This is a genomic window from Vibrio sp. 1557, from assembly GCF_033340175.1.
GTDB lineage: Bacteria > Pseudomonadota > Gammaproteobacteria > Enterobacterales > Vibrionaceae > Vibrio > Vibrio alginolyticus.
Genome location: NZ_JAWOVZ010000005.1, coordinates 148,211 through 169,684, shown reverse-complemented (window position 1 = coordinate 169,684; position 21,474 = coordinate 148,211). Strand labels below are relative to the sequence as shown.

Annotated in this window: 20 protein-coding genes; 10 read left to right on the top strand and 10 right to left on the bottom strand. The window is 45.3% G+C overall.

What is annotated here, in order from left to right; translation table 11 throughout:
- Positions 1 to 58: 58 nt before the first annotated feature.
- On the top strand, positions 59 to 391 hold the full coding sequence (locus R7070_RS09380; protein WP_256900403.1) for a helix-turn-helix transcriptional regulator: 333 nt from the start codon (positions 59 to 61) through the stop codon (positions 389 to 391).
- Between the two features lie 109 nt (positions 392 to 500).
- On the opposite strand, the gene R7070_RS09375 is transcribed toward R7070_RS09380, so the two are convergent.
- From R7070_RS09375 to R7070_RS09365, 3 genes are all read right to left on the bottom strand, one after another.
- Positions 501 to 881 (bottom strand): hypothetical protein, encoded by a 381-nt coding sequence (locus R7070_RS09375; RefSeq protein WP_005375467.1) that lies wholly within the window; start codon positions 879 to 881, stop codon positions 501 to 503.
- A 167-nt stretch (positions 882 to 1,048) separates the two neighbouring features.
- On the bottom strand, positions 1,049 to 1,435 hold the full coding sequence (locus R7070_RS09370; protein WP_042521512.1) for a GlcG/HbpS family heme-binding protein: 387 nt from the start codon (positions 1,433 to 1,435) through the stop codon (positions 1,049 to 1,051).
- Positions 1,436 to 1,444: 9 nt separating this feature from the next.
- The gene (locus R7070_RS09365) at positions 1,445 to 2,413 is read right to left on the bottom strand and encodes an aldo/keto reductase family oxidoreductase (RefSeq protein WP_115386740.1); all 969 of its coding nucleotides are present in this window, start codon (positions 2,411 to 2,413) and stop codon (positions 1,445 to 1,447) included.
- A 141-nt stretch (positions 2,414 to 2,554) separates the two neighbouring features.
- On the opposite strand from R7070_RS09365, the gene R7070_RS09360 reads away from it, so the two are divergent.
- The gene (locus R7070_RS09360; protein WP_017635840.1) at positions 2,555 to 3,430 is read left to right on the top strand and encodes a LysR family transcriptional regulator; all 876 of its coding nucleotides are present in this window, start codon (positions 2,555 to 2,557) and stop codon (positions 3,428 to 3,430) included.
- A gap of 9 nt (positions 3,431 to 3,439) precedes the next feature.
- Here the strand turns inward: R7070_RS09360 and R7070_RS09355 are convergent, their stop codons facing one another.
- Positions 3,440 to 5,197 (bottom strand): SgrR family transcriptional regulator, encoded by a 1,758-nt coding sequence (locus tag R7070_RS09355; RefSeq protein WP_206949063.1) that lies wholly within the window; start codon positions 5,195 to 5,197, stop codon positions 3,440 to 3,442.
- A 564-nt stretch (positions 5,198 to 5,761) separates the two neighbouring features.
- Between R7070_RS09355 and R7070_RS09350 the strand changes: the two genes are divergently transcribed.
- Together R7070_RS09350 and R7070_RS09345 are read left to right on the top strand one after the other, a co-directional pair.
- Entirely contained in the window at positions 5,762 to 6,301 is a 540-nt protein-coding gene (locus R7070_RS09350) for a redoxin domain-containing protein (RefSeq protein WP_005385152.1), read from the top strand.
- Between the two features lie 512 nt (positions 6,302 to 6,813).
- Positions 6,814 to 7,497 carry a hypothetical protein gene (locus R7070_RS09345; protein ID WP_017821619.1) on the top strand — a complete coding sequence of 228 codons (684 nt, stop codon included), beginning with the start codon at positions 6,814 to 6,816 and terminating at the stop codon, positions 7,495 to 7,497.
- A 195-nt stretch (positions 7,498 to 7,692) separates the two neighbouring features.
- On the opposite strand, the gene R7070_RS09340 is transcribed toward R7070_RS09345, so the two are convergent.
- The gene (locus tag R7070_RS09340; RefSeq protein WP_005375456.1) at positions 7,693 to 8,058 is read right to left on the bottom strand and encodes a winged helix-turn-helix transcriptional regulator; all 366 of its coding nucleotides are present in this window, start codon (positions 8,056 to 8,058) and stop codon (positions 7,693 to 7,695) included.
- 167 nt (positions 8,059 to 8,225) lie between these two features.
- Positions 8,226 to 8,810 carry an NAD(P)H-dependent oxidoreductase gene (locus R7070_RS09335; RefSeq protein WP_054578681.1) on the bottom strand — a complete coding sequence of 195 codons (585 nt, stop codon included), beginning with the start codon at positions 8,808 to 8,810 and terminating at the stop codon, positions 8,226 to 8,228.
- Positions 8,811 to 9,080: 270 nt separating this feature from the next.
- Between R7070_RS09335 and R7070_RS09330 the strand changes: the two genes are divergently transcribed.
- Both R7070_RS09330 and arsB read left to right on the top strand, forming a co-directional pair.
- Positions 9,081 to 9,422 (top strand): ArsR/SmtB family transcription factor, encoded by a 342-nt coding sequence (locus R7070_RS09330; protein ID WP_005375451.1) that lies wholly within the window; start codon positions 9,081 to 9,083, stop codon positions 9,420 to 9,422.
- An 85-nt stretch (positions 9,423 to 9,507) separates the two neighbouring features.
- Positions 9,508 to 10,563, top strand: a complete 1,056-nt coding sequence (arsB, locus tag R7070_RS09325; protein ID WP_318141191.1) for an ACR3 family arsenite efflux transporter — start codon at positions 9,508 to 9,510, stop codon at positions 10,561 to 10,563.
- Between the two features lie 36 nt (positions 10,564 to 10,599).
- On the opposite strand, the gene R7070_RS09320 is transcribed toward arsB, so the two are convergent.
- The gene (locus R7070_RS09320) at positions 10,600 to 11,379 is read right to left on the bottom strand and encodes a helix-turn-helix domain-containing protein (protein ID WP_256900402.1); all 780 of its coding nucleotides are present in this window, start codon (positions 11,377 to 11,379) and stop codon (positions 10,600 to 10,602) included.
- Positions 11,380 to 11,398: 19 nt separating this feature from the next.
- Positions 11,399 to 11,932, bottom strand: coding sequence for a YbhB/YbcL family Raf kinase inhibitor-like protein (locus tag R7070_RS09315; RefSeq protein WP_005375444.1), 534 nt, complete (start codon positions 11,930 to 11,932; stop codon positions 11,399 to 11,401).
- Between the two features lie 187 nt (positions 11,933 to 12,119).
- Between R7070_RS09315 and R7070_RS09310 the strand changes: the two genes are divergently transcribed.
- The 4 genes from R7070_RS09310 to R7070_RS09295 all read left to right on the top strand — a co-directional run bounded on the left by R7070_RS09310 (position 12,120) and on the right by R7070_RS09295 (position 16,097).
- Positions 12,120 to 12,911: a PhzF family phenazine biosynthesis protein gene (locus tag R7070_RS09310; RefSeq protein WP_054865850.1), complete on the top strand. Its 792-nt coding sequence runs from the start codon at positions 12,120 to 12,122 to the stop codon at positions 12,909 to 12,911.
- Positions 12,912 to 13,118: 207 nt separating this feature from the next.
- Complete coding sequence (locus tag R7070_RS09305; RefSeq protein ID WP_372430176.1) at positions 13,119 to 14,069, top strand: HlyD family secretion protein; 951 nt, start codon at positions 13,119 to 13,121, stop codon at positions 14,067 to 14,069.
- Positions 14,070 to 14,073: 4 nt separating this feature from the next.
- On the top strand, positions 14,074 to 15,000 hold the full coding sequence (locus R7070_RS09300; RefSeq protein WP_054822160.1) for an ABC transporter ATP-binding protein: 927 nt from the start codon (positions 14,074 to 14,076) through the stop codon (positions 14,998 to 15,000).
- Positions 15,000 to 16,097 carry an ABC transporter permease gene (locus R7070_RS09295; protein WP_031778897.1) on the top strand — a complete coding sequence of 366 codons (1,098 nt, stop codon included), beginning with the start codon at positions 15,000 to 15,002 and terminating at the stop codon, positions 16,095 to 16,097. The genes R7070_RS09300 and R7070_RS09295 overlap by 1 nt, the downstream gene beginning before the upstream one ends.
- Positions 16,098 to 16,206: 109 nt before the next feature.
- Here R7070_RS09295 and R7070_RS09290 read toward each other — a convergent pair whose 3' ends face one another.
- Positions 16,207 to 16,578 (bottom strand): hypothetical protein, encoded by a 372-nt coding sequence (locus R7070_RS09290; protein ID WP_005375433.1) that lies wholly within the window; start codon positions 16,576 to 16,578, stop codon positions 16,207 to 16,209.
- 362 nt (positions 16,579 to 16,940) lie between these two features.
- Positions 16,941 to 21,179, bottom strand: a complete 4,239-nt coding sequence (gene fdhF, locus R7070_RS09285) for a formate dehydrogenase subunit alpha (RefSeq protein ID WP_256900401.1) — start codon at positions 21,177 to 21,179, stop codon at positions 16,941 to 16,943.
- Between the last annotated feature and the right edge of the window lie 295 nt (positions 21,180 to 21,474).

Here is a 21,474-nt window from a genome sequence, read left to right as displayed (position 1 = left end):
GTTAAACTGGTCCACTTCTTGCTCCGTTTAGGTCAAAACTGTCCTTTCAGGAGAGCACATGCAGGTAGACCCTATAATTCAAGCACTGATCGCAAGACGAAAATCGAATGGCCTCTCCCGTGAGCAAATGGCAAACATCGCTGGAATGAGCGTAAAAACATATCAAAGGATCGAGCGCGGAGAGTCCGATCTTAAACTCTCACAATATCGTGCCATATTGCGTTCGCTTCATTTGACTGACCTAGATATTGCCTTAGATGTACGTGATGTTCAGCATGTTACAGCAAATGACTTAACAGCCGTGGCGCGATTGCTCTCACCGGAAGCTCAGTCCCTGCTCGTTCGCCTGTTATCGTTAACCCTCGAACAAAAGAACAAGAAAGGTGATTAACCACATTACTCATACTCAAACGATGAATGCCCTGTTGAGCGTTGAAACATGAACCGTTTAGACAAAAAAAACTCGTCAAATGACGAGTTTTATTCTTTATATCAGTCCGTTACTCTAGGCTTTTCAATTCCGATGTATCAACGCCTTTTATTGCATCTTTCGCCACTTTATCAGGATCAAAGACATCACGTTCTTCATACGAATTATCAATCATGCCTTGTCCTATCGCGGTCGCCTGCTTTTGTAACTTGTTACCCTCTACCTCACCAGCATCCCAGCCTTGTCGATAATCTGAGTCGGTTTGATACCTTGTTTCGTCCTTAATATAGTGTTCAAAATCATTCCCTGCCTCTTGCATACCACTATGCCGACCGTCATGAAAGCCTTGGATATAAGCTTCATCATAACCGCTCTCTTTTAACGCGCTGTCACTCGTACCACAGCCTGAGAGGAGAACAAAAAATAGCGAAACGAATACCTTATGAAACATATTTAGGCCTCAAAACTTTCAAATAAATTAATCATAGTTCGCGATTTCAACTTCTGCTTACTTCAGGCTATTAGATAGCATTGTGACTCGACGAAGCCTGTGAACTTGAGTCCCTACAGTGAGTACAAAGCTGGACAAAGCATCACACCTACTGATAAACATTATACTCAACGCGCGTTTAATACTTCCATCGCAAGTGCTTCATCATCTTGCTCAGCCAAACCGCTAATGCCAATTGCACCGACGATTTTCCCCTCTTGTTCTATAGGCACACCACCCATAAAGCCTGTGATCTTCGGGTCAGTCCAATAACTCAACTGCTTACCCGTCTCACGAGCCCAAGCACCCAGATTGCCGCTAGGCTGACGGTCTCTAGCCGAGGTGTAAGCTTTGTTCTGTGCCAACAAACCTGCTTGCACACTCACATCATCCATTCGGGCAAAACCGAGCAATTCTCCATGTGTATCAACCACGGCAACCGCAATGTTTTGCTTGCGAGCAGTCGCAATTTCCAATGCCGTTTGAATTAGAGTTTGAACTTGTACGTATTTCATTTTTCTCTCCTACGGGATCTCATGACCAAGGGTTTTCTCGAACAAGCCATACCAATGGCTACGTGATAGCGTGACGCTCTCTACTTGAGCACAAGCGCGAATACGTTGTGGGTTTGCAGTACCAATAACAGGTTGAATTTGGCTTGGGTGACGCGTTAGGAAGGCTAAAACAATCGCCTCTGACGGCACGCCATATTCAGCTGCTAGCGCCATCACCATCTCCGCAATCTGTCTGGTGTTGTGATCATCAGAATGTAAACCACGCTCTGAGAATCTTCCCTGCGCCATACTGCCCCACGCTTGCAGTTGGATATTGTGCTTACGGGCATGTTCCAGTATTCCTGCAACGTAGTCAGATGCAGACGAAGGAAGCCCCATGCCTTGCTTGATGAAGTCAGACTTAGCCAGACTCATTTCCAACTGGTTCGCCACAACAACTTCGCCCGTAGCTTGTTGAAGAAGATCAATTTGAGCACTGTTCATGTTAGAAACACCGAAGTGGTTAACTTTGCCAGCTTGTTTCAGAGCTTTTAGCGCTGTGCCCAGTTCTTCAAATTCAACCAAAGGATCAGGACGATGCAGCATCAAAACATCAAGGTTTTCCACGCCAAGGCGTTCAAGAATGCCCTCAACAGAAGCCGTCACCCATTTAGCAGAGAAGTCATACTGCTTAACACCTTGCTCATCTCCTAGACGGATGCCGCACTTGGATTGCAAATAAATTCGTTCTCGTAAGGTTGAGTCATTGGCTAAGATGCGCCCAAACACTTCTTCTGCCTTACCGAATTTGTAGATATCCGCATGATCAAAGAGATTGATGCCCACCTCTAATGCTACCTCTACAGCGGCATAAGCTTGGTTTTCATCTTGGGCGGTTAATGGGTTGCGATTCCACTCCCCTCCAAGCCCCATGCAGCCGAAGACCAAGCGGCTAACGTTAGGTAAGGTTTTGGCGAGCGGTAGTGTTGGATTGTTCATCGTTATTCTCACTTTTCCGATTTCTGCATCTTCAATTTCTTAAGTTAACTCTAACCATCTTACCGTTCGTAAAAATTAGTTTAATACCGTAAAATCGAATTCATTATCCTTGATACCGAACAATAAAGACGAGCAATCAAGATGGCAGATTATAAGAGAATCGAAAAACTGATGCTGTTTGCCGAAGTGGCTCAAACACTTAACTTTTCTAGGGCAGCGGAGCAACTTGGCATTTCTAAAAGTTACCTGTCAGAACAAATCAAGCGATTGGAATCGGAACTCGCCACGCCTTTGATTGTTCGAACTACACGCAGCGTGAGATTGACGGCAGAAGGTGAATCGATCTTTGCACAAGCGGAAGATCTCAAACGCCGCGTAATGGAAATGGAAAAGAGTTTAAGTCAGCGATCTGAACAAATAGACGGTCTGATTCGTCTTACCGCTCCCAAGATGTTTGCTGAAGCGGTGCTGCATGATTTGTGCGTAGCGTTTCGCGCTTTACATCCAAACGTAGAGTTCGAGATCCTTTCTAGCTATCAAGCGTTTAATCTGACAGAAACCAGCGTTGATTTTGCGTTTCGAGCGACAAGAACGCCGCCAGAGAATATGATTGCTCATCACCTTTTGGACTACCACCACTGGCTGGTTGCCTCTCCTCAGTATCTGCAAGAAGAAGGTACGCCGGAGACATTAGATGATTTACAAGAGCATCAATGCTTAACCACATTGCATCAAAAAGAGTGGCCGTTAAAAACGGGAACAGTTCAAACCCAAGGTTGGCTTTCAAGCAATGAAAACCGCTTACTCAAAGAATCAGCCCTGTCTGGCAATGGCATTGCTCGGTTAGCAAGTTACTTTGTCGAACAAGACGTTGAGCACGGCCGTCTAGTGCAGGTTTTATCGGAAGAAACCGACCACCAGCACAACGCGGTGTACTTGGTGTATCCGCAGCTCATCTATCAATCGGCGAAAACCAGAGCCTTCATTGAATTCGTGAAGCAGCACTTTGCTATATAACTAAGGCAGTTAATCCGCAGACCACACCGAGCGAATATCTGGCCAACCCCAGTTAGTAAGAGCGACGTCTTCTAAAACGCCTTGGAAACGCAAAGTTTGTGTATGGTGGAACATGGGTGCAATCCAGTATTCGCTGATCAACGTCGATGCAATTGGCTCCAATGCATTAAGGTAGTCCTCAAGTGGAACGAAAGATCTGACTCTCTGTAGTTGTTCATCTAACCATTGTGCGTTCTTCTCTCCCAAAGTGTGGAATAGCACAGCGTTGCTGAAGAAGTTCGTGAACGCTGAGGCATGACGATTATCATCTAGGTTTATGTTCGTCACGACCATTGTCTCATTTAGCTCACCGTTCTTAGCCTTCTCGTTCAGCTCACGGTAGGAATACATAACAATTTCTACTTTACTGCCAACACTCGCCAAACGATTAGAAATAGCCCGCGCACAGCGACGCAACGCGGTATAGTTATATCCGGCTATCGTAATGTGTTTAGGTAACTTAAGCGGCTCACTGAACGGACGGAGCACTGGCTTCCAACCTGGTAGCAGGTTGTAAGCGGGTATACTCCCAAATACAATATTCTCGCGGCGCATCACTTCGGCCAAGTGCTCAGGTTGAATTAGCTCACTAATATAACGGCGCTGCGCTAAAGAGAGTTTGTGCTTAGCGTGCTGATTAAATAAGGCGAATAAGCAACCATCTTCTATTCGGCTACGCTTGCTCGCCGATGAGTTTTCTCGGTTTTGCGTCGACATATAGTGTCCACACAAGTCCTCCTCGGGCGACGCACCTCTTTGCAACGTATTTGCTGCCAATGACGGGTTCTCCATCTGCTCGTCATTAACAATCCAGATAGTCACCAAATCCGTTAGAACTCTACATGCATAGTAACCATTAAATGCTTGCAGTTTTAAACGACTTTCATTGTGCTCGACAACAGAGAATGGGCCACTTCCGACCACCAGCTTGTTATTCGCTACGTTAACTTGGCTTACTGGTTGAATGCCGTATTTCACTCCAGAAATAAGTCCAGCAAAGCCCAAGTCAGCTCGATTAAGCTTAAAAACAACTTTCAATGGCGTTGGCGCAGTAATGTTAGCAACATGTGCCAATTCTTTTTCGTAATACTGTAGTGAACTCAATTTTGCAAACAAGCTAACCACTGTTTCTGCATCAATGGAATTACCATTATGAAAAGTCAGACCTGGACGAAGGTAGAAAGTCCATTCGTAGGTGTCTTCGTCATAACGCCAGTGATGTGCGAGTTCTGGTTGCACTTTCCCATTGTGATCACTCGAAACTAAGCAACAATAGATTTGCCTTAATAAGAAACGTTCGCTGCTACGCTGAAGTTGATGTGGAACGACGCGCTCAAACATTCGCTTATAGGTTAATTGAATATTGAGCTGTCCTTCTTGCACAGAAGCACCAGACGTTGTTTTTAACAAACGGCCAAATGCCATTTCGTCTTCATCTAATATCGCCAGTGCTTTTTCATACTTGCCTAACTTGATACGTTCAAGAGCCAAGCTCTCTTTTAAAACGTCTAACTCCATATTCAGAATAAGAGTCGATCGTTGGTTCCGCCCAGCTTTCGGGTGCCAGCTCAACCACGCCTTCTGCTGCATCTGCGTTAGCAGGCTACGAGCATGCCGAGAAGAAGTGAACATGATGTCGGCAATGTCCTGTAACGTGGTTTTTGTTTCATCACCAACGCTAAACGAGAGTAATCGTTGGTAATAGCGAAACAAATTGAGATCAGACACTGAATCAACCTTAGATCTGTGAAGTTTGTGGATAGGAATAGTTTACTTAAGTTGGCGGTAATAAAATAAGAAAACTTCCTAATTATCTGTTCCCCTTTTCCACAATTAACCTCCAAATTCGGCTTTAAAGCCCCAGATATTTACGTTATTAGGAATAAAGTCAACAAAAGCACTCTCTTTTTTATCTCCCCTTTTATACGCATAATTTACTCGTCAGCGTAAAGGAGGAAGAAATGAAGAAGCCAATGATGGCGTACTTTTTTCAGCAACGCCTAGCTCAATCGAGTAATAAAATAGAAGTGATGACTCTGGTCTATCTTAACGATATGTTCCAGTGGTCATAGCCTAACCTCAAGCAGAACTTAGCTCCTGATACTACACCCCCACTTCGTTGTATCTTAAGTTCTGCTTTTCATCTTTTGCACTCTAATGCCTTATTGCAGGTTACTAAAAGTTAACTAGTTGAAACACCTCAAAACAGAGTCTACATTGAAGTCTCATCCCCCCATCGCTTTGTTAAGAAAGGGGCATTCATGGATATACACCATCAATTCGGGAGTCAATATGGCAACTTCAGTGAAACTTAAAGCGGGCGACAGCTTCCCTCATCTTCAAGCCACTTTGCTAGATGGTTCAAGCGTAACGTTGGGTCAGCCGCAAGGTGATGCGACTTGGCAAGCAGTATTCGTTTATCGTGGTAAACACTGCCCTCTTTGTACTAAGTACCTCAACGAGCTTGAGAGTTACAAACAGGCTTTCGCTGATGCTGGCGTCGATATTCTTGCCGTTTCTGGCGATTCAAAAGCACAGCTAGAGGGGCATCTAGAGAAACTCGAAATCAGCTTCCCTATCGCTTACGGCCTGACCGAAGAACAAATGAAAACGCTAGGCTTGTATGTATCTATTCCTCGATCTGAACAGGAAACCGATCATAATTTCGCAGAACCAGGTCTGTTTGTGGTGAATGAACACGGCGACTTACACGTGGTGGATATTTCAAACAACCCGTTTGTTCGCCCTGAGCTTGGCGCACTATCACGCGGATTGGCATGGATTCGCGATCCAAACAATAACTACCCTATCCGTGGCACATTGGATTACTAATATCTTCTACACCCAAGTAAACTTTCTATCCTTAAATAAGCTAGGATTCTTGCCTTGGTGAGAATAACTTGGAATGCATATCAGATCCGTGAGATCTGATATGTATCAACAAGTTGGAAATAGAGTCCTTGTTCATTATACAACGCCTTGATAAAAAACAAGATCAGTGAAGCCCAGGCTCCCCTCAAACAACGTTAGTTATTTACTTCTAAGTCACTTTCACGATAAATACATGAAATTAAGACTAAAAACTTAGACTTAACGGATATATAAATCATAACGGTACCTACACAAGTAGTTGGCTAGCGATTATTATCCTATTGCAACTCAAAATTGTGCAATTCTAATAATTCATACCATAAATGAAAACATAGATACCGTAAGAGACAAAATAAAAGCAAACGATTAAATTGCCAATAAAACACCGTTCAATTAAAATAAAAAACATTTCACTTTATAAAAATGTAATTAATCGTTATTTGCAATCACACATCTTAATTGAGAAATACAGTATGAATAAAATCTCTTTGCTTTATATGGCCGTTTGTATCGGATTAGTTGGATGCGGTTCAGGAGGAAGCGACAACGATCCAGCAAAAGATATACATCCCACCATTTCAAATCCGGAACAAGTCAACGCAATGACGGTGGACAAAGGTCATTTCTATTGTTCTGTAAACCAACAAAAACTGGAACACGGAGGGACATCTGCAACTATGTCCTACCTGATTGAAAAGAAAAGAAATTCTACGGTTGTCGACGATTATGAATGTACCGAATACGGTTTAAAGAAAGGTGAGTCAATTATCGTCACTAAAAGTGCAATTGAAAACTTTTCATACTCAAAACATTATAAAAGCACGAAGAAGAATGACATTAATAGGTTTAAAATCATCTACCCTACAGGGCTTACGACTCCGATTAATAAAGATTATGAAAAAATTACGATCACGTATAATACGGAGAGACCTGACGTTAACATTAAGATAATTCAATATTTTGACGAAAAGTCTAAATTATATACCATCAAAAAATATGAAAGCCACGTTAACGACAACTCACCAATAGGTTTAGTTGAGAAAGAGGAATTCGATAAATATTCCGATTTTGAAAAGAAACTGGAATTAAATAGTGCTTTTTTAAATTCAACTGAAGTGAGTGATTTATTCTACAACTTATTAAGCATGATAAAATAATAACTAAAAATCAAAAACTTAAAAAGTACGATTATGCTCAAGTAGCTTCGATATGCCTGACTAGAAAGAGTACGTTGTTTTACGAAACAAATTACGATTTGAATAAAGCACATCTAAGTTACTTGGGTATAAACGGCGATGTATTGTTAATCAGCTTTCAAAAGAGAGTGACGTTTGCGATTAACTACTTTGGTCTTAACGAAGCTCAATTTGATGCTTTTCAGACCAAATTCGCAAATCATCAAGAATCTTAAGTGCGGTACGGCCGAACTCTGTTAGTTCATAGCTGACTGCAATTGGGCGGTCGCTGATCACTTTACGCACCACCATACCTTCCGCTTCTAGCTCTTTAAGACGTTGGTCGATCATCTTTTTACTTGCACCGCCTAGCATGCGTGCTAAGTCATTGAAACGAACTGGGCCGTCTTTCAAATGATAAATCAGAGAACCTTTCCATTTACCACCAATTAAACGCATCCCTTTCTCGATAGCACATGGCTCCGCACATACGTTCGCCACTGACTTACGACCTTTGCTATCTACACTGATTCTGCTTTCCACAATACACCTCAAGATACGCACCTAATCTAGGTAACGAAAAGTAAGCTAGATACATTTAGTGCTTTAGAGTAATAAAAACGTCACCTCGCCGCAAACAAATAAAAATGGACCGCGTACAGCAGTCCATCTCAATTCATCATTCAGTTCGCACTATCTTTCTAAAAGGATTAGAAGTTTTCGTTAATGTGAGCTTCGAAACGAACAAAATCGTTTTCGATATCTGCGTTCTTCATCACATCATAACAAGCGAATGTAGGTAATGCTGACATACCAAAGAAGCGGAAGTTAGCGTGCATGTGGAACATCAAATCATCCACGCCTTTACCTTGGAATAGGTATTCGTTCTCATCATCAAACGATTCTTCTGGCGCGTTGAATGTCAGTGACAGCATGTATTTGCTGTTGGTTTGAGTGCCGCCTGTACCATAGTTTTTCTTTGGTTCTTCTGCGCTACGGCCATCGAATGCACATAGTGCACCGCCCATACCCGCAGTAAACACGTCGTCCATGTATTTTTTGAATGACCAAGGCACAGACATCCAGTTGATTGGGCTTTGGATGATCACGCGATCAGCCCACTCAAAGTGTGCGAGTTGCTCATCTACGTTGATCTCATCTTGCATTGTCACAACGCGAACCTCATGGCCTTTTGCTTGCAGAAACGTCTGTGCTTTGTCGACAAGAGAAGCATTTAGACGACCTTCTGAATATGGTGATGGTTCGTGTGCATTGATGATCAGTACGTTGCTCATGGGATTACCTTTAAATAAGTTCACAAGATGACGCAGTAACCATTGTGCGTCGGATGTGGTTTATTATGGTAACCTAGAAATATAGTGCAATTAGTTAACTTTTAGTAACCTACTTAATTTTTTATTATATCACTGTTTTTAAAACATATATTTTTTCAATTTTTTATTCATCGTTATTTTACGATTAATTTTTTCATCGAGTTGTTGCATCTTCCACAGAGCAGGCGTACACTTTATCGCAATTCGACGATTAACTATTAAGGCCAGCGAATGAGTGATAAGTGCAAGGACACGTGCGAAGTTGTTTTTCAGACAACACAACAACAGCTCGAGAAAGAACAAACTCTCGCAGCGCAAGCAAAAGCTTTGTCGCATCCAGCACGTTTGCGCATTCTGCATATCCTGCACACGCTCGATACCATGGGCGGTTGTTTGAACAGTGATTTGGTTTCTGAACTGGGTCTTGCGCAATCTACTGTTTCCGAGCACTTGCGTATTCTCAAGCAAGCAGGCTTTATCAGCGCCGAGCCAAACCCACCTAAGGTGTGTTACCGCATTCAACGCGACGCGTTTGATCAGTTCAATCTAGGCTTTTCCAAGTTATTTGATTAATTCCCTTTGCACGCTGGTCAGGCGTGCAGAGATAAACTATACCTTTAACTATCGCCTTTCGACGATAAACGAATAAGAGAACACTATGACTACTCAAGTTTTAAATAGTGCCAGCGACAAAATGAGCTTCTTGGACCGTTACCTAACGGTGTGGATTTTTGTGGCAATGGCAATCGGTGTAGGTATTGGCGCAGCATTCCCTCAAGTTGCTGAGTGGAATGAGTCAATGTCAGTCGGCAGCACGAACGTACCGCTCGCGATTGGTTTGATTTTGATGATGTACCCGCCGCTAGCAAAGGTGAACTACAACCTGCTAGGTACAGTGACGAAAGATAAAAAAGCGATCACGCTGTCTTTAGTCATGAACTGGATTGTCGGCCCTATTTTAATGTTCATCCTTGCATTGACTTTCCTAGGTGATCATCCGGGTTACATGGTTGGTATCATTCTGATCGGTCTTGCTCGTTGTATCGCGATGGTATTGGTATGGAACGATATCGGTGGTGGTAACAAAGAATACGGCGCAGCCCTAGTTGCATTAAACAGCGCTTTCCAAATCGTAACTTACAGTGTGATGGCATGGTTGTTTATCACTGTGTTGCCACCAGTCTTTGGTTACGAAGGTTTCGTAGTTGATATCTCGATGATGGACATCGCGGAAAGCGTTCTTATTTACCTTGGTATCCCATTCCTAGCGGGCTTCCTAAGCCGCAAATGGCTGGTCGCTGCGAAAGGTCAACAATGGTACAACGACGTATTCATCCCACGCATTTCACCAATTACGCTTATCGCCCTGCTTGCGACCATCGTGCTGATGTTCAGCTTGAAAGGTGAAATGATTCTTGAACTGCCAATGGATGTATTCCGTGTAGCAATTCCACTGGCTATCTACTTTGTGTTGATGTTCTTTGTCAGCTTCTTCGTTGGTAAGAAAATGGGCATTGACTACGACAAAAACGCGTCGATTGCTTTCACGGCAACAGGCAACAACTTTGAATTGGCAATTGCGGTTTCTATCGCGGTGTTTGGCCTAAACTCAGACCAAGCTTTTGCTGGTGTCATTGGCCCGCTGATCGAAGTGCCTGTGTTGATTGCTTTGGTGAATGTAGCATTGCGAATGAAGGCCAAATATTATGGCTAACCTAAAAAGCACAAAAAATACAAAAGCGGTAAAACATTAACTCACTACCGTTTTAATATACTCGCTGGGCGTTAGGCCGAACTTACTTTTAAAGCGTTGGCTAAAACGCCCCTCTGACTGATAACCACACAACTGTGCTAGCAGCGCAACGTTATACGAGCCATTTTGCATCAAGTAAAGTGCGTGATTTAGGCGCACTTCTGCCAATACTTCACGATACTGGGTACCTTCTTGTTTCAGTTTGCGTATCAATGTTGCTCGGCTCATAGCAAAGTGCCCCGCGACCATGTCTAATGGATGCTCCTCCCCTGGAGAGCGCGATAAGTAACGACTAAGTTTCTGACTAAAAGAGATATGTGAACTCGAGAACAACCGATGCAATAACCCTCTCTCAGCTAGCTGCTGATATAGGCCCATAATCCAATAGCGTTGTGTCGCTTCACTTAAGCTTTCCCGCTCAAACGAAAACAAAGCATTTAACGTCGCTTGCAATGCTTTATCTGTCTCAACAACGGGTACATAGTTTCCTAATGCGTTACTCATGCTTAGCTCCAACATTTCATCGCTAGGCACACAGTGAAAACTGAACATTCGAGAAAGAAATCGCCCTTGTAGAGGAAGATTTTCAAAATTTAGGGATGCATTTGCTTCACAAAGCATGATATTTGGATGATGGATGTCGAGTACTTCATCTTTCCAGAAAAGATGTTTACTCCCCTTAACAATCTGAATAAGGCTTGGGGAGTGAACCCTGACATTACGAAGCTTCTGCTGCTGCTCCGCACGAAACAGCGTAACCTGATATTGGTGACCCATTCTCTCCCCTTATATTCAATTATCGCGTGTAAGTCGTGGTTAATGTCGCTTTACCCAAAGCAACACTATTCAAAGTAAACCCTACAATGGCTGGTGGCGTGTTTTCATCCAAATTCAGTTCTTCAGTTGGCAATGCCCACACCGTAAACTGGTAACGATGCATCCCATCATTCTTTGGAGGACACGCGCCGCCGAACCCCGTTGTGCCGTAGTCAATACGAGATTCTTTGCCGCCTAACTTGTTCATATCAATGCCTCGAGGCAGTTCGCTAACGGTGGATGGAATATTAAACGCTATCCAATGCCAAAAACCACTGCCTGTTGGCGCGTCGGGGTCATACACGGTGATCGCAAAACTTTTTGTGCCCTTTGGAGCTTCTTTCCACATCAATTGTGGTGATTGATTCCCGCCATCACATCCCCAACCAGAGTATTCAAATGTCTTCGCCATCGGGTGGCCTTCTTGAATATCTCTACTCACGAGTTCAAATGCATGGGCAGAACCGACCGCAAAAACACTCAATGCCAAAACTGATTTGTAGATCGCTTTCATGTTTTTCTTCCTTTCAATGAATTCAACACTAGTGTAAGTACCCAGCAGTCCGAATCCTTGTCAGTAAGTATCAAAAAACACAAAATAATCTATAATTTTGACACTTTAAGATTCTAACACAAATTTCTTACTCTCTTAATTGCACTTGGTTTATGCTAATTAATCGCTCACGGAACAAGGAAGGAAAATGGAATTGGATATCTACGTGGTGGACGCCTTCACCGATACGCAATTCAAAGGCAACTCAGCAGCGGTCGTACCGTTAGAGGAATGGCTAGCCCCAGAATTGATGCAAAATATCGCGACAGAAAACAACTTGTCGGAAACGGCTTTTCTAAAATCCATTGGCGCAAACCGATATGAGATTCGTTGGTTCTCTCCGATTACTGAAATCGATTTCTGTGGACACGCAACACTGGCCTCTTCGTTAGTTCTGTTTGATGAGTTTGGCATTAATGGCACGATTGAATTTCATACTCTGGAAGTAGGAACCCTCACCGTAGAGAAGAATGCGCAAGGTAAGATCGAGATGACGTTCCCTGCTCGTCCTCCAAAAGCCGTTTCTGATATTCCCTCGGCATTGATTGAAGGCCTAAGTTGCGATGTGGAACGCGTACTGCTTAGCCCTCAAGCGTATTTCGTGGTGGTCGGCAACCAGCAGGAGGTACTTGAGGTTCAATACCGTTCAGAGCACCTCAAGACACTCGCTCCTTACGATGTGGTCGTTACCGCGAAAGGTGATCAACAAGACTTTGTATCGCGTTACTTTTGGCCTGCAAATGGTGGTGACGAAGACCCCGTAACTGGCTCGATTCACGCTGGGTTAGCACCGTTCTGGGCAGAAGCGTTAGGCAAAGCATCACTGGTCGCTTACCAAGCTTCTCAGCGCGGAGGTATTTTGCACTGTGAAGTTACTGGCGAACAAGTAAGAGTATCTGGCGACGGCGTGCTCTACATGAAAGGCCAGATTTTTGTTTAAATGATATTCATGTAATCAACTTAAAAGAGCCAAGTAAAGCACGGCTTCAGCAGGATAAAGCCAGTTTCAATAATTAATCAATTGATGAATATTGAAGGAATTAACTTCCTAGCCGGACAAAACTGACTCACGTTACACTGAATGCAGTCCCACACTCTTCTATAGCTTGATACGAATTCGAGCTCACCTTCTTAGAGGAAGCGTCGCATGATGAAGCGAATCATTCTTGGCACCCTAGCCCTGACTCTTTTAGCTGCCTGTTCCAAAGATGACGGACAGCAAGCCCTTGGCACACTGGAACGTGACCGCGTAACCTTTACTGCAACCTCTAGCGAGATAATTCGTGCCCTACCCATCAAGGAAGGCAGCCAAGTCACCGAAGGAGAAGTGCTGGTTCAGCTCGATACAAAGAACCAAGAAGCCGTTTTAGCTCACGCCGTAGCCGAACAAGCCAAGGCTGACGCCTATCTTTTGAAATTGACCAATGGTGAGCGACCAGAAGACATTGCCGCAGCGCAAGCACGCGTTGCCAGAGCGGAAGCTCAATTGGTTGAAGCGCAAAAGAACTACCAACGTAAGGCGGAGTTAGTTCGTAAAAAACTCATCAGCCAATCAGAAAAAGACACCGCTTTAGCAGCCAGAGATTCTGCCCGTGCAGAGCTAGACTCCTCACAAGAAGAGTTCAGCAAACTGACCGCTGGCTCTCGTCCTGAAGATATTGAACAAGCAAAAGCCGCACTCATGGCAGCAAAAGCCGATGTGGCACTACAAGAACAGAAACTGGCAGAACTCACCATCACCGCCACGCGAGATGGCTTGTTAGATAACCTACCGTTTAACCTTGGCGAACGCGTTCCTGTGAATGGTGTAGTTGCTGTAATACAAGCCAGCCGCGTCCCATACGCTCGCGTTTACGTTCCTGCCAACTACCGAGTCGATTTTGTGCCGGGTAAAACGGTTAACGTGCATGTAGATGGCGTTGAGCAACCATATAGCGGCACCGTTCGTTGGGTTGCGACTGAGCCTTCATTTACGCCTTATTTCGCGCTTACCGAGGAAGAACGCTCGCGTTTGATGTACCTTGCAGAAGTCGACCTACAAGACTCAGCACAATCCTTGCCTTCGGGCATTCCAGCGCAAGTGGATTTGGTGGAGTAAGCCAATGACCGAATACGCGATTCAAGCTGAAAATGTAGTGAAGAAGTTTGGTGACTTCACCGCCATCAACAACATCACGCTCAATGTACCCAAAGGCAGTATTTATGGTTTTCTTGGTCCCAACGGCTGCGGTAAATCAACAACCATTCGTGTGCTGACTGGCTTGCTTAGCCCAAGTGAGGGCAACGTGGATGTGCTTGGGCTAGAGATCCCAAAACAATCTGAGCTTCTGCGCCTCAAGATTGGCTACATGACACAAAAGTTCTCCCTCTATGATGACCTGACAGTTCAAGAGAATCTTGAGTTTATTGGACAAATCTTTGGTATGGAAACCAAGGCTCTGAAAGCTCGCATCGAAGAACAACTATCCACCTACGGTCTCGACCAGCTGCGTAAACAGCGCGTCGGCGGAATGAGTGGCGGCCAGAAACAACGCTTGTCTCTCGCCGCAGCCACTATGCACAAACCAGAACTGTTGTTTCTCGATGAGCCCACATCTGCGGTTGACCCAGAGAACCGACGCGATTTCTGGGAGCAGTTGTTTGATCTCTCTGACCAAGGCACGACGATTTTGGTCACAACGCACTACATGGACGAAGCAGAGCGCTGTCATCGTCTGGCGATTATGGAAGCTGGGGAAATCCGCGCCGATGGTGAGCCAGAAGAACTCATGGCCCAAATGGGCGTTAACATCGTTGAAGTCAAAGCGGATAACTTACGCGAGCTAAAAGAGAAAGTCATTCGACGCGAAGAAGTCCGTTCTGCCGCACAGCTCGGCATTCGCTTACGCATTTTGATCCACCAGCACATCGAACAACCGATCGAATGGTTAACCCAAACCTTTCCTGAGCTTGATGGCTGCGAGATGAACATTGCTCGTCCTAGCTTGGAAGATGTGTTTGTCAGCGTTACGGGAGAAGGTCGCCAATGATGAAATCTATTGCCCGCATGAAAGCGGTGATGATCAAAGAGATCCGTCAGCTTTCACGTGACCGCATTACCTTTGGCATGGTCGTAATGATCCCCCTGATTCAACTTCTGCTATTTGGCTTTGCCATTAATACGGATATTCGCAACATTCCCGTTGGCGTCGTCGATCAAAGTGGCAGCACTGCCGGGCGCGTGATCACTGAGTCCGTCAAAGTCACACAAGTGGTCGATGTGGTCGAAACCTTCGCTACCGCTTCTGAAGCCGAGCAAGCCATTCAAGACGGTTTGGTGCGAGCGGCTTTAATTCTACCTAGCGACCTAACCCAACGCATGGTGCAAGGTAGAGAGCTTGGCCAGTGGATTGTGGATGGTTCAGACACCATGATCAGCTCAGCGATTCTCTCACTGCAAACCATGCCGTTAACGGATTTTGATTTTGAGATACGCCCTGCCCCAACCAAAACCTTTGAAGTTGCGCTGTATTACAACCCGAGTCGGCGCTCGGCGGTGAACATTGTCCCCGGTTTATTGGGCGTGATTCTAACCATGACGATGATCTTGTTCACCAGCGCAGCCATTGTTCGAGAACGGGAACGTGGCAATTTAGAGTTACTGATTACTACGCCAATCCACTCCATCGAACTCATGGTAGCGAAGATCATTCCCTACATCTTTGTTGGTCTGATACAGGTGTTTATCATTTTAGGCTTGGGTCATTGGATATTTGGTGTACCGATAAACGGCGCCATTAGTCAGATACTGTTTGGCACGCTGTTGTTTATCGCCGCGAGTTTAACCTTAGGTTTGGTGATATCCACCATTGCGACGACGCAGCTTCAAGCAATGCAGATGACGGTGTTTATTCTTTTGCCATCGATTCTTCTGTCCGGATTTATGTTCCCTTATGAAGGAATGCCCATCGCGGCACAATGGATATCCGAAGCGCTGCCTGCCACCCACTTTATGCGAATTATTCGTGGTGTGGTGCTGCGTGGTGCAGACCTCATGGAGCTATGGCGAGATACAGTTTGGTTACTTGGATTCACCGTTATCGGCCTTATTGTCGCTTCATTTCGCTTCAAAAAATCACTCGACTAATCCCACGATATTGCGTTCATTCCTTAAAAACAAAAATAGCCCCAACGAAGGGCTATTTTTTGTTTCTGTATTCATACACTGTGCTATCGAGCTCAACTCTCAGACAATATTAATAGTACTCGCCGTAGGAACAATCTCGTAAATCGGAAATATTGTAGTTTTTCAAAGAGTTTATTTTAAAGTTGAACACTACCTGTTTACAGACAACGCCTTCGCGATCCGTATACGTGATAATACCTTCACTGTACGCACGCTGACCATCAGAGGATGTCACGTCAGCAACAAGTTCCAAATGGCCCTTATGCGCGTCTACGCGATTCATCATCTCAAACACATCTACCCACTCTTCGCGATTTGCCATTTGTATTAGCATGGACTTCGCCTGTGTTTCCAACTGCTGGGGGTATACATAATAACGGTTGTAACCAAAGTATGCGCACATAAGTAATAAAACGAGTGCAAATGAGGTTGTTCTTGTCATACAAGCTTCCTCTTGTTGTTATAAAAATCTTGCTTCGTTAATTCAGTATAGGAAGCGAGCAAAGTTTAGGTTATAGAACTTGCCCAAATAACAGAGGACAGTCAGAGACAGTCAATTCTATGACAAGCTCAACAACAAACTTTATTGCACTCTCATCATGGGCTTGAACAAAAATACGCCACAGAGACAGCAAGAAGTAAGGAGGGAAAACTAACCGGAGCGCGGTGATAACAGAAAAGTAAAAGGAGTTGGAAGAAAAAGACAATCGAGTGAATGTAGTGAGAGCGGAAATCAAGATTAGATTATCCGCCCATCAACTAGGCTCAAATTGTCAGTGCCCACAACAACGTGACTCGCCGAATTTAAACGTGTTGGTAACTATCTTCGAGAGACTCTGTCTGCGTTGTCTTTTCGCTCACTTCCACTTTAACCGCAGCGACCTTGAACTCAGGGATCTTCGCATGCGGGTCAGTTGCCGTTGTCGTTAGGCGGTTGACTGGCGATTCAACAAAGTGGAATGGAATGAACACCACTCCTTTTTGAATACGCTTAGTCACAAAAGCATCAATCTCAATGCTGCCGCGACGTGTAGACACCGTCAGACGCTGACCATTACTGATGCCAAGCGTTTCTGCGTCTTCCACGCTCACCATCGCGCGAGGGCCAGCAAGATTATCCAACCCTTTGGTCTTACGCGTCATGGTGCCAGTGTGGAATTGCTCAAGTACACGACCTGTAGTAAGCACCAGTGGATACTCTTCATCTGGCAGCTCAGCCGCATAACGGAACGGTACGCCCACCATTTGCCCTTTACCACGAGTAAACTGGGTTTGGTGCATGATGCGAGTACCCGCAGGGTTGTTCTTATTGCTCGGCCATTGCACACCGTTTGGCGTAATGGCGTCCCAACGAAGACCCGCGTATTGAGGTGTCACTCGTGCAATTTCGTTAGTGATATCAGACACACAGTGGTAGTCCCAATCACTGCCCATGGCATTGGCGATTTCTTGAATAATCCACCAATCTTCTTTTGCCTCACCCGGTGCCGTGACAACCGGATTCACACGCTGAACACGACGCTCCGTATTGGTGAAGTGCCCCGCTTTCTCTGCAAACGAGCAAGAAGGCAGAACCACATCCGCGTATTGAGCGGTTTCCGTTAGGAAGATGTCTTGAACAACCAAGAAGTCGAGCGCTTCTAAACCTTCAATCACATGCGCTTGGTTCGGGTCACTCAATACTGGGTTCTCACCCATGATGTACATACCACGAACGTCACGATGGCAAGCCGCGTCAATGATTTCTGTCAGGGTTAGACCTTGCTCAGAAGGCAGATTTGGCGCATTCCATTCAATCGCAAACTTCTGACGCACAATTGGGTTGTATACCTTTTGGTAGCCTGGGAAACTGTTTGGCAAAGCCCCCATATCACACGCGCCTTGCACGTTTGATTGACCACGCAGCGGATTGATACCACCACCTTCAATACCGATGTTGCCACACAGTAATTGCAGGTTAGCGATAGAACGCACGTTGTCATGACCTGTCGTGTGCTGAGTAATACCCATCGAGTAGTACACAGCTGTACGATCTGCCGTACCGATCATGCGCGCCATTGCTTGAATGTCTTCGGCTTTAACACCCGTAACCAACTCCACTTTATCGAGGTTGTAAGCTGGCGACATCACCTCTTGCAACAAGGTATCAAAGCCGTCGACACGTTCTTCAATGTACTCTTGATCGTACCAACCGTTCTTGATGATCTGCTGCATGACGCCATTTAAAAGCATCACATCTGTACCCGGACGGTGCGCCATGTACAACTCAGCATGCTCTGCCATATCGACACGTTTCGGGTCAGCCACAATCAAGCGAGCGCCGTGGTGACGAATTGCTTGTTTGATGTGTGAAGCGATAATCGGGTGCGCCGATGTGGTATCCGAACCAATAATAAAGATCACATCAGAGTGCTTAATGCTTGGAATGTCGTTGGTCATTGCACCACTACCGAGTGATGCCTCAAGACCGGTTACACTCGATGCGTGACACAAGCGCGCACAATGATCGACGTTATTGGTGCCTAGTTCACGACGGACAAATTTTTGGAACGCGTAGTTGTCTTCGTTGGTGGTTTTCGCTGAAGAGAAACCCGCCAATGCGTTGCTGCCAAAATCTTGCTTGATGCCAGAGAACTTGCTCGCAATCAGTTTAATTGCCTCTTCCCAGCTTGCAGGCTGCAACCAACCGTCTTTGCGAATCAATGGCGTGGTAAGACGCTCTTCACTGCCAATGAAGTCAAAACCAAAGCGCCCTTTCACACAAAGCATGCCTTGGTTCACCGGCGAGTCACCGCCTTTCACGTAACGAATCGTATTGGTTGCTTCGTCCACGAACATAGTCAACTTACAGCCCACACCACAGTATGTACAAATGGTGTCGACCGCTTTCAGATCTTCAGTGCGACCTTGCGAACGGTCACGACTATCGACCATCGCCCCCGTTGGACATACTTGAACACACGCACCACATTGCACGCAGTTCGAATCGCCCATCAGAGTTAAACCATTCTTGTTACTTCCAAAGTGTGGACGATCGTCTGGACGTAACGCAGGGCGACCTTGTTTATCGCACACAAAGTTCAGTACACCGTGCACGGCTTTGTCGCGACACGCTTGGATGCACTGACCGCAGCTAATACAGCGGTTAGCATCAAACTCAATAAACTCAGAACTGCGGTCAACTTCGTACTTATGACGCAAGTCTTTCGCACGAAAATCTAACCAATCTTGGTGTGATTTAATCTGAAAGGAGAAGTCAAAGCTTTGCTCAGCTTCATATTCAGTGGAGTAATCACGCAGCGCACAATCGGTATTTGCCTGACAGCCACATTCTAGACAGCGCGCCGCTTCCTTCATCGCTTCTTCGTTATCAAAGCCTAACTCCACTTCAGCGAAGCTTTGCTCGCGTTGTGCTGGAGTCAGTTCAGGCATGATAGAGCGAGCGACTTTTTGGATGTTCTCGAAGTGAAGCGGGTCGACTTGAGAAAGTTTCTTCTCTTTTCGTGAGTTGAACGCCGCCTTTGGCATATCCGCCATATCGCCATTCAAAAACAGGTCAATGGCTTTTGCCGCAACGCGACCATCACCCACTGCTTCAACTGCCGTTGCTGGACCACGGCGGAAATCACCAATACTGAAGATGTTACCCGTGCCTGTGTGCATGGTCTTTTCATCTGCATCGGAGGTGTTCCAACGCGTAAGTGGAATCGACAAATCTTCTCCTTCGAGGAAGCTCAGATCTGGCTTTTGCGATACTGCCGCAATCACGGTGTCGAACTCTTCGGTGAAGAACTCGCCTGTTGGTTTAGGGCTTCGACGACCAGATGCATCTGGCTCACCCAATGCCATGCGCTCTAGACGAATCGCATTCACGCGTCCGGTTTCATCGGCAAGATTTTCAGCAGGGTTGGTCAAGAAGTGGAATTTCACCCCTTCGTGTTCCGCTTCGACAATCTCGTAGTCTTCTGCTGGCATTTCGTCACGAGTACGACGATAAATCAACGTGGTGTCGGCACCAGCACGACGCGCAGTACGAGCACAGTCAATTGCCGTGTTACCACCACCGATCACCGCGACTTTCTGACCCGTGACGTAGTTTTGCTCAGTAACGTAATCTTTTAGGTAATCAACGCCTAAGTAGCAACCTTCAAGGTCACTGCCTGTGTAATGCATTTCGACCGCTTGAGACGCGCCGACAGCCAAACACACTGCATCGTATTCTTCGCTCAATTGAGAAAGTGTGAAATCCACACCCAGTTTTTGGTTGGTGCGAACCTGCATGCCATTACGGCACATCAATTCGATTTCTTTATCGAGAATGTCTTTTGGTAGGCGATATTCTGGAATGCCATAACGCAACCAACCGCCCGCTTTTGGCATGGATTCAAAGACCGTAACGTCGTAGCCTTCATTCGATAAGTAGTAGCCAGCCGTTAGACCACCAGGACCACCGCCAACAACGGCAATGTTCAAACCTTTGCTTGATTTCTTTTCTGGTACGTAGGCTTCATGCGCAGATAAATCCGCATCCGCGGCATGACGTTTTAGCTGACGAATTGCAATTGGTTCATCGACTAACGAGCGGCGACATTCGCTCTCACAAAATGCAGGGCATACGCGGCCAATCGATAACGGCATAGGCAGCGTACGCTTAATCACTTCAATCGCTTTTTGATGATCGTTCTGTGCGATGTGATAAAGGTACGATTGGATATCTACACCCGCTGGACACGCGGTTTTACATGGTGCTTCACAATCGGCGTAGTGGTCCGTCATGATGCGGTTAAGTGCTTTTCTGCGGTGCTCGCTTAACTGTTCTGATTGCGTGACCACATTGAGGCCGCGGTAAACTTCGAGTTCACACGCGCGTTTAGTGCCGCCACTTTCGACTTCAACCACACACAAGTCGCACGGCACTTTTTCATTACTTTTGTTCATTCCGCACAGCGATGGGATCTCGACCCCACACACTTTTGCTGCTTCTAAAAGGGTTAGACCCTCTTCTACAATTCTATATTTTCCATCGATGACAATCTCTATCATACAACCTCCGCAGCAAAGCAAATCCACATCTGCACAAACAAAACCACGCATTCTATAAGGATAATCATTTCTAAGACAAGGTGGTGTGATGCAAAACTTATAAACCACATTTTTTTCGTGTTATATGGTCACCAACAATTTGTCACGAAGTATCAAGAGTCAGTATTCAACAAACGTTTAACTGCTCCCAAAGTAGCGAAACGTGTTCACCTTACTTGAAGGTAAACCTGGAAATTAAATATTGACCTTCCCCTTGGGGTAACGTTTAAAATTGTTCTAATTTCATTTTTCATCA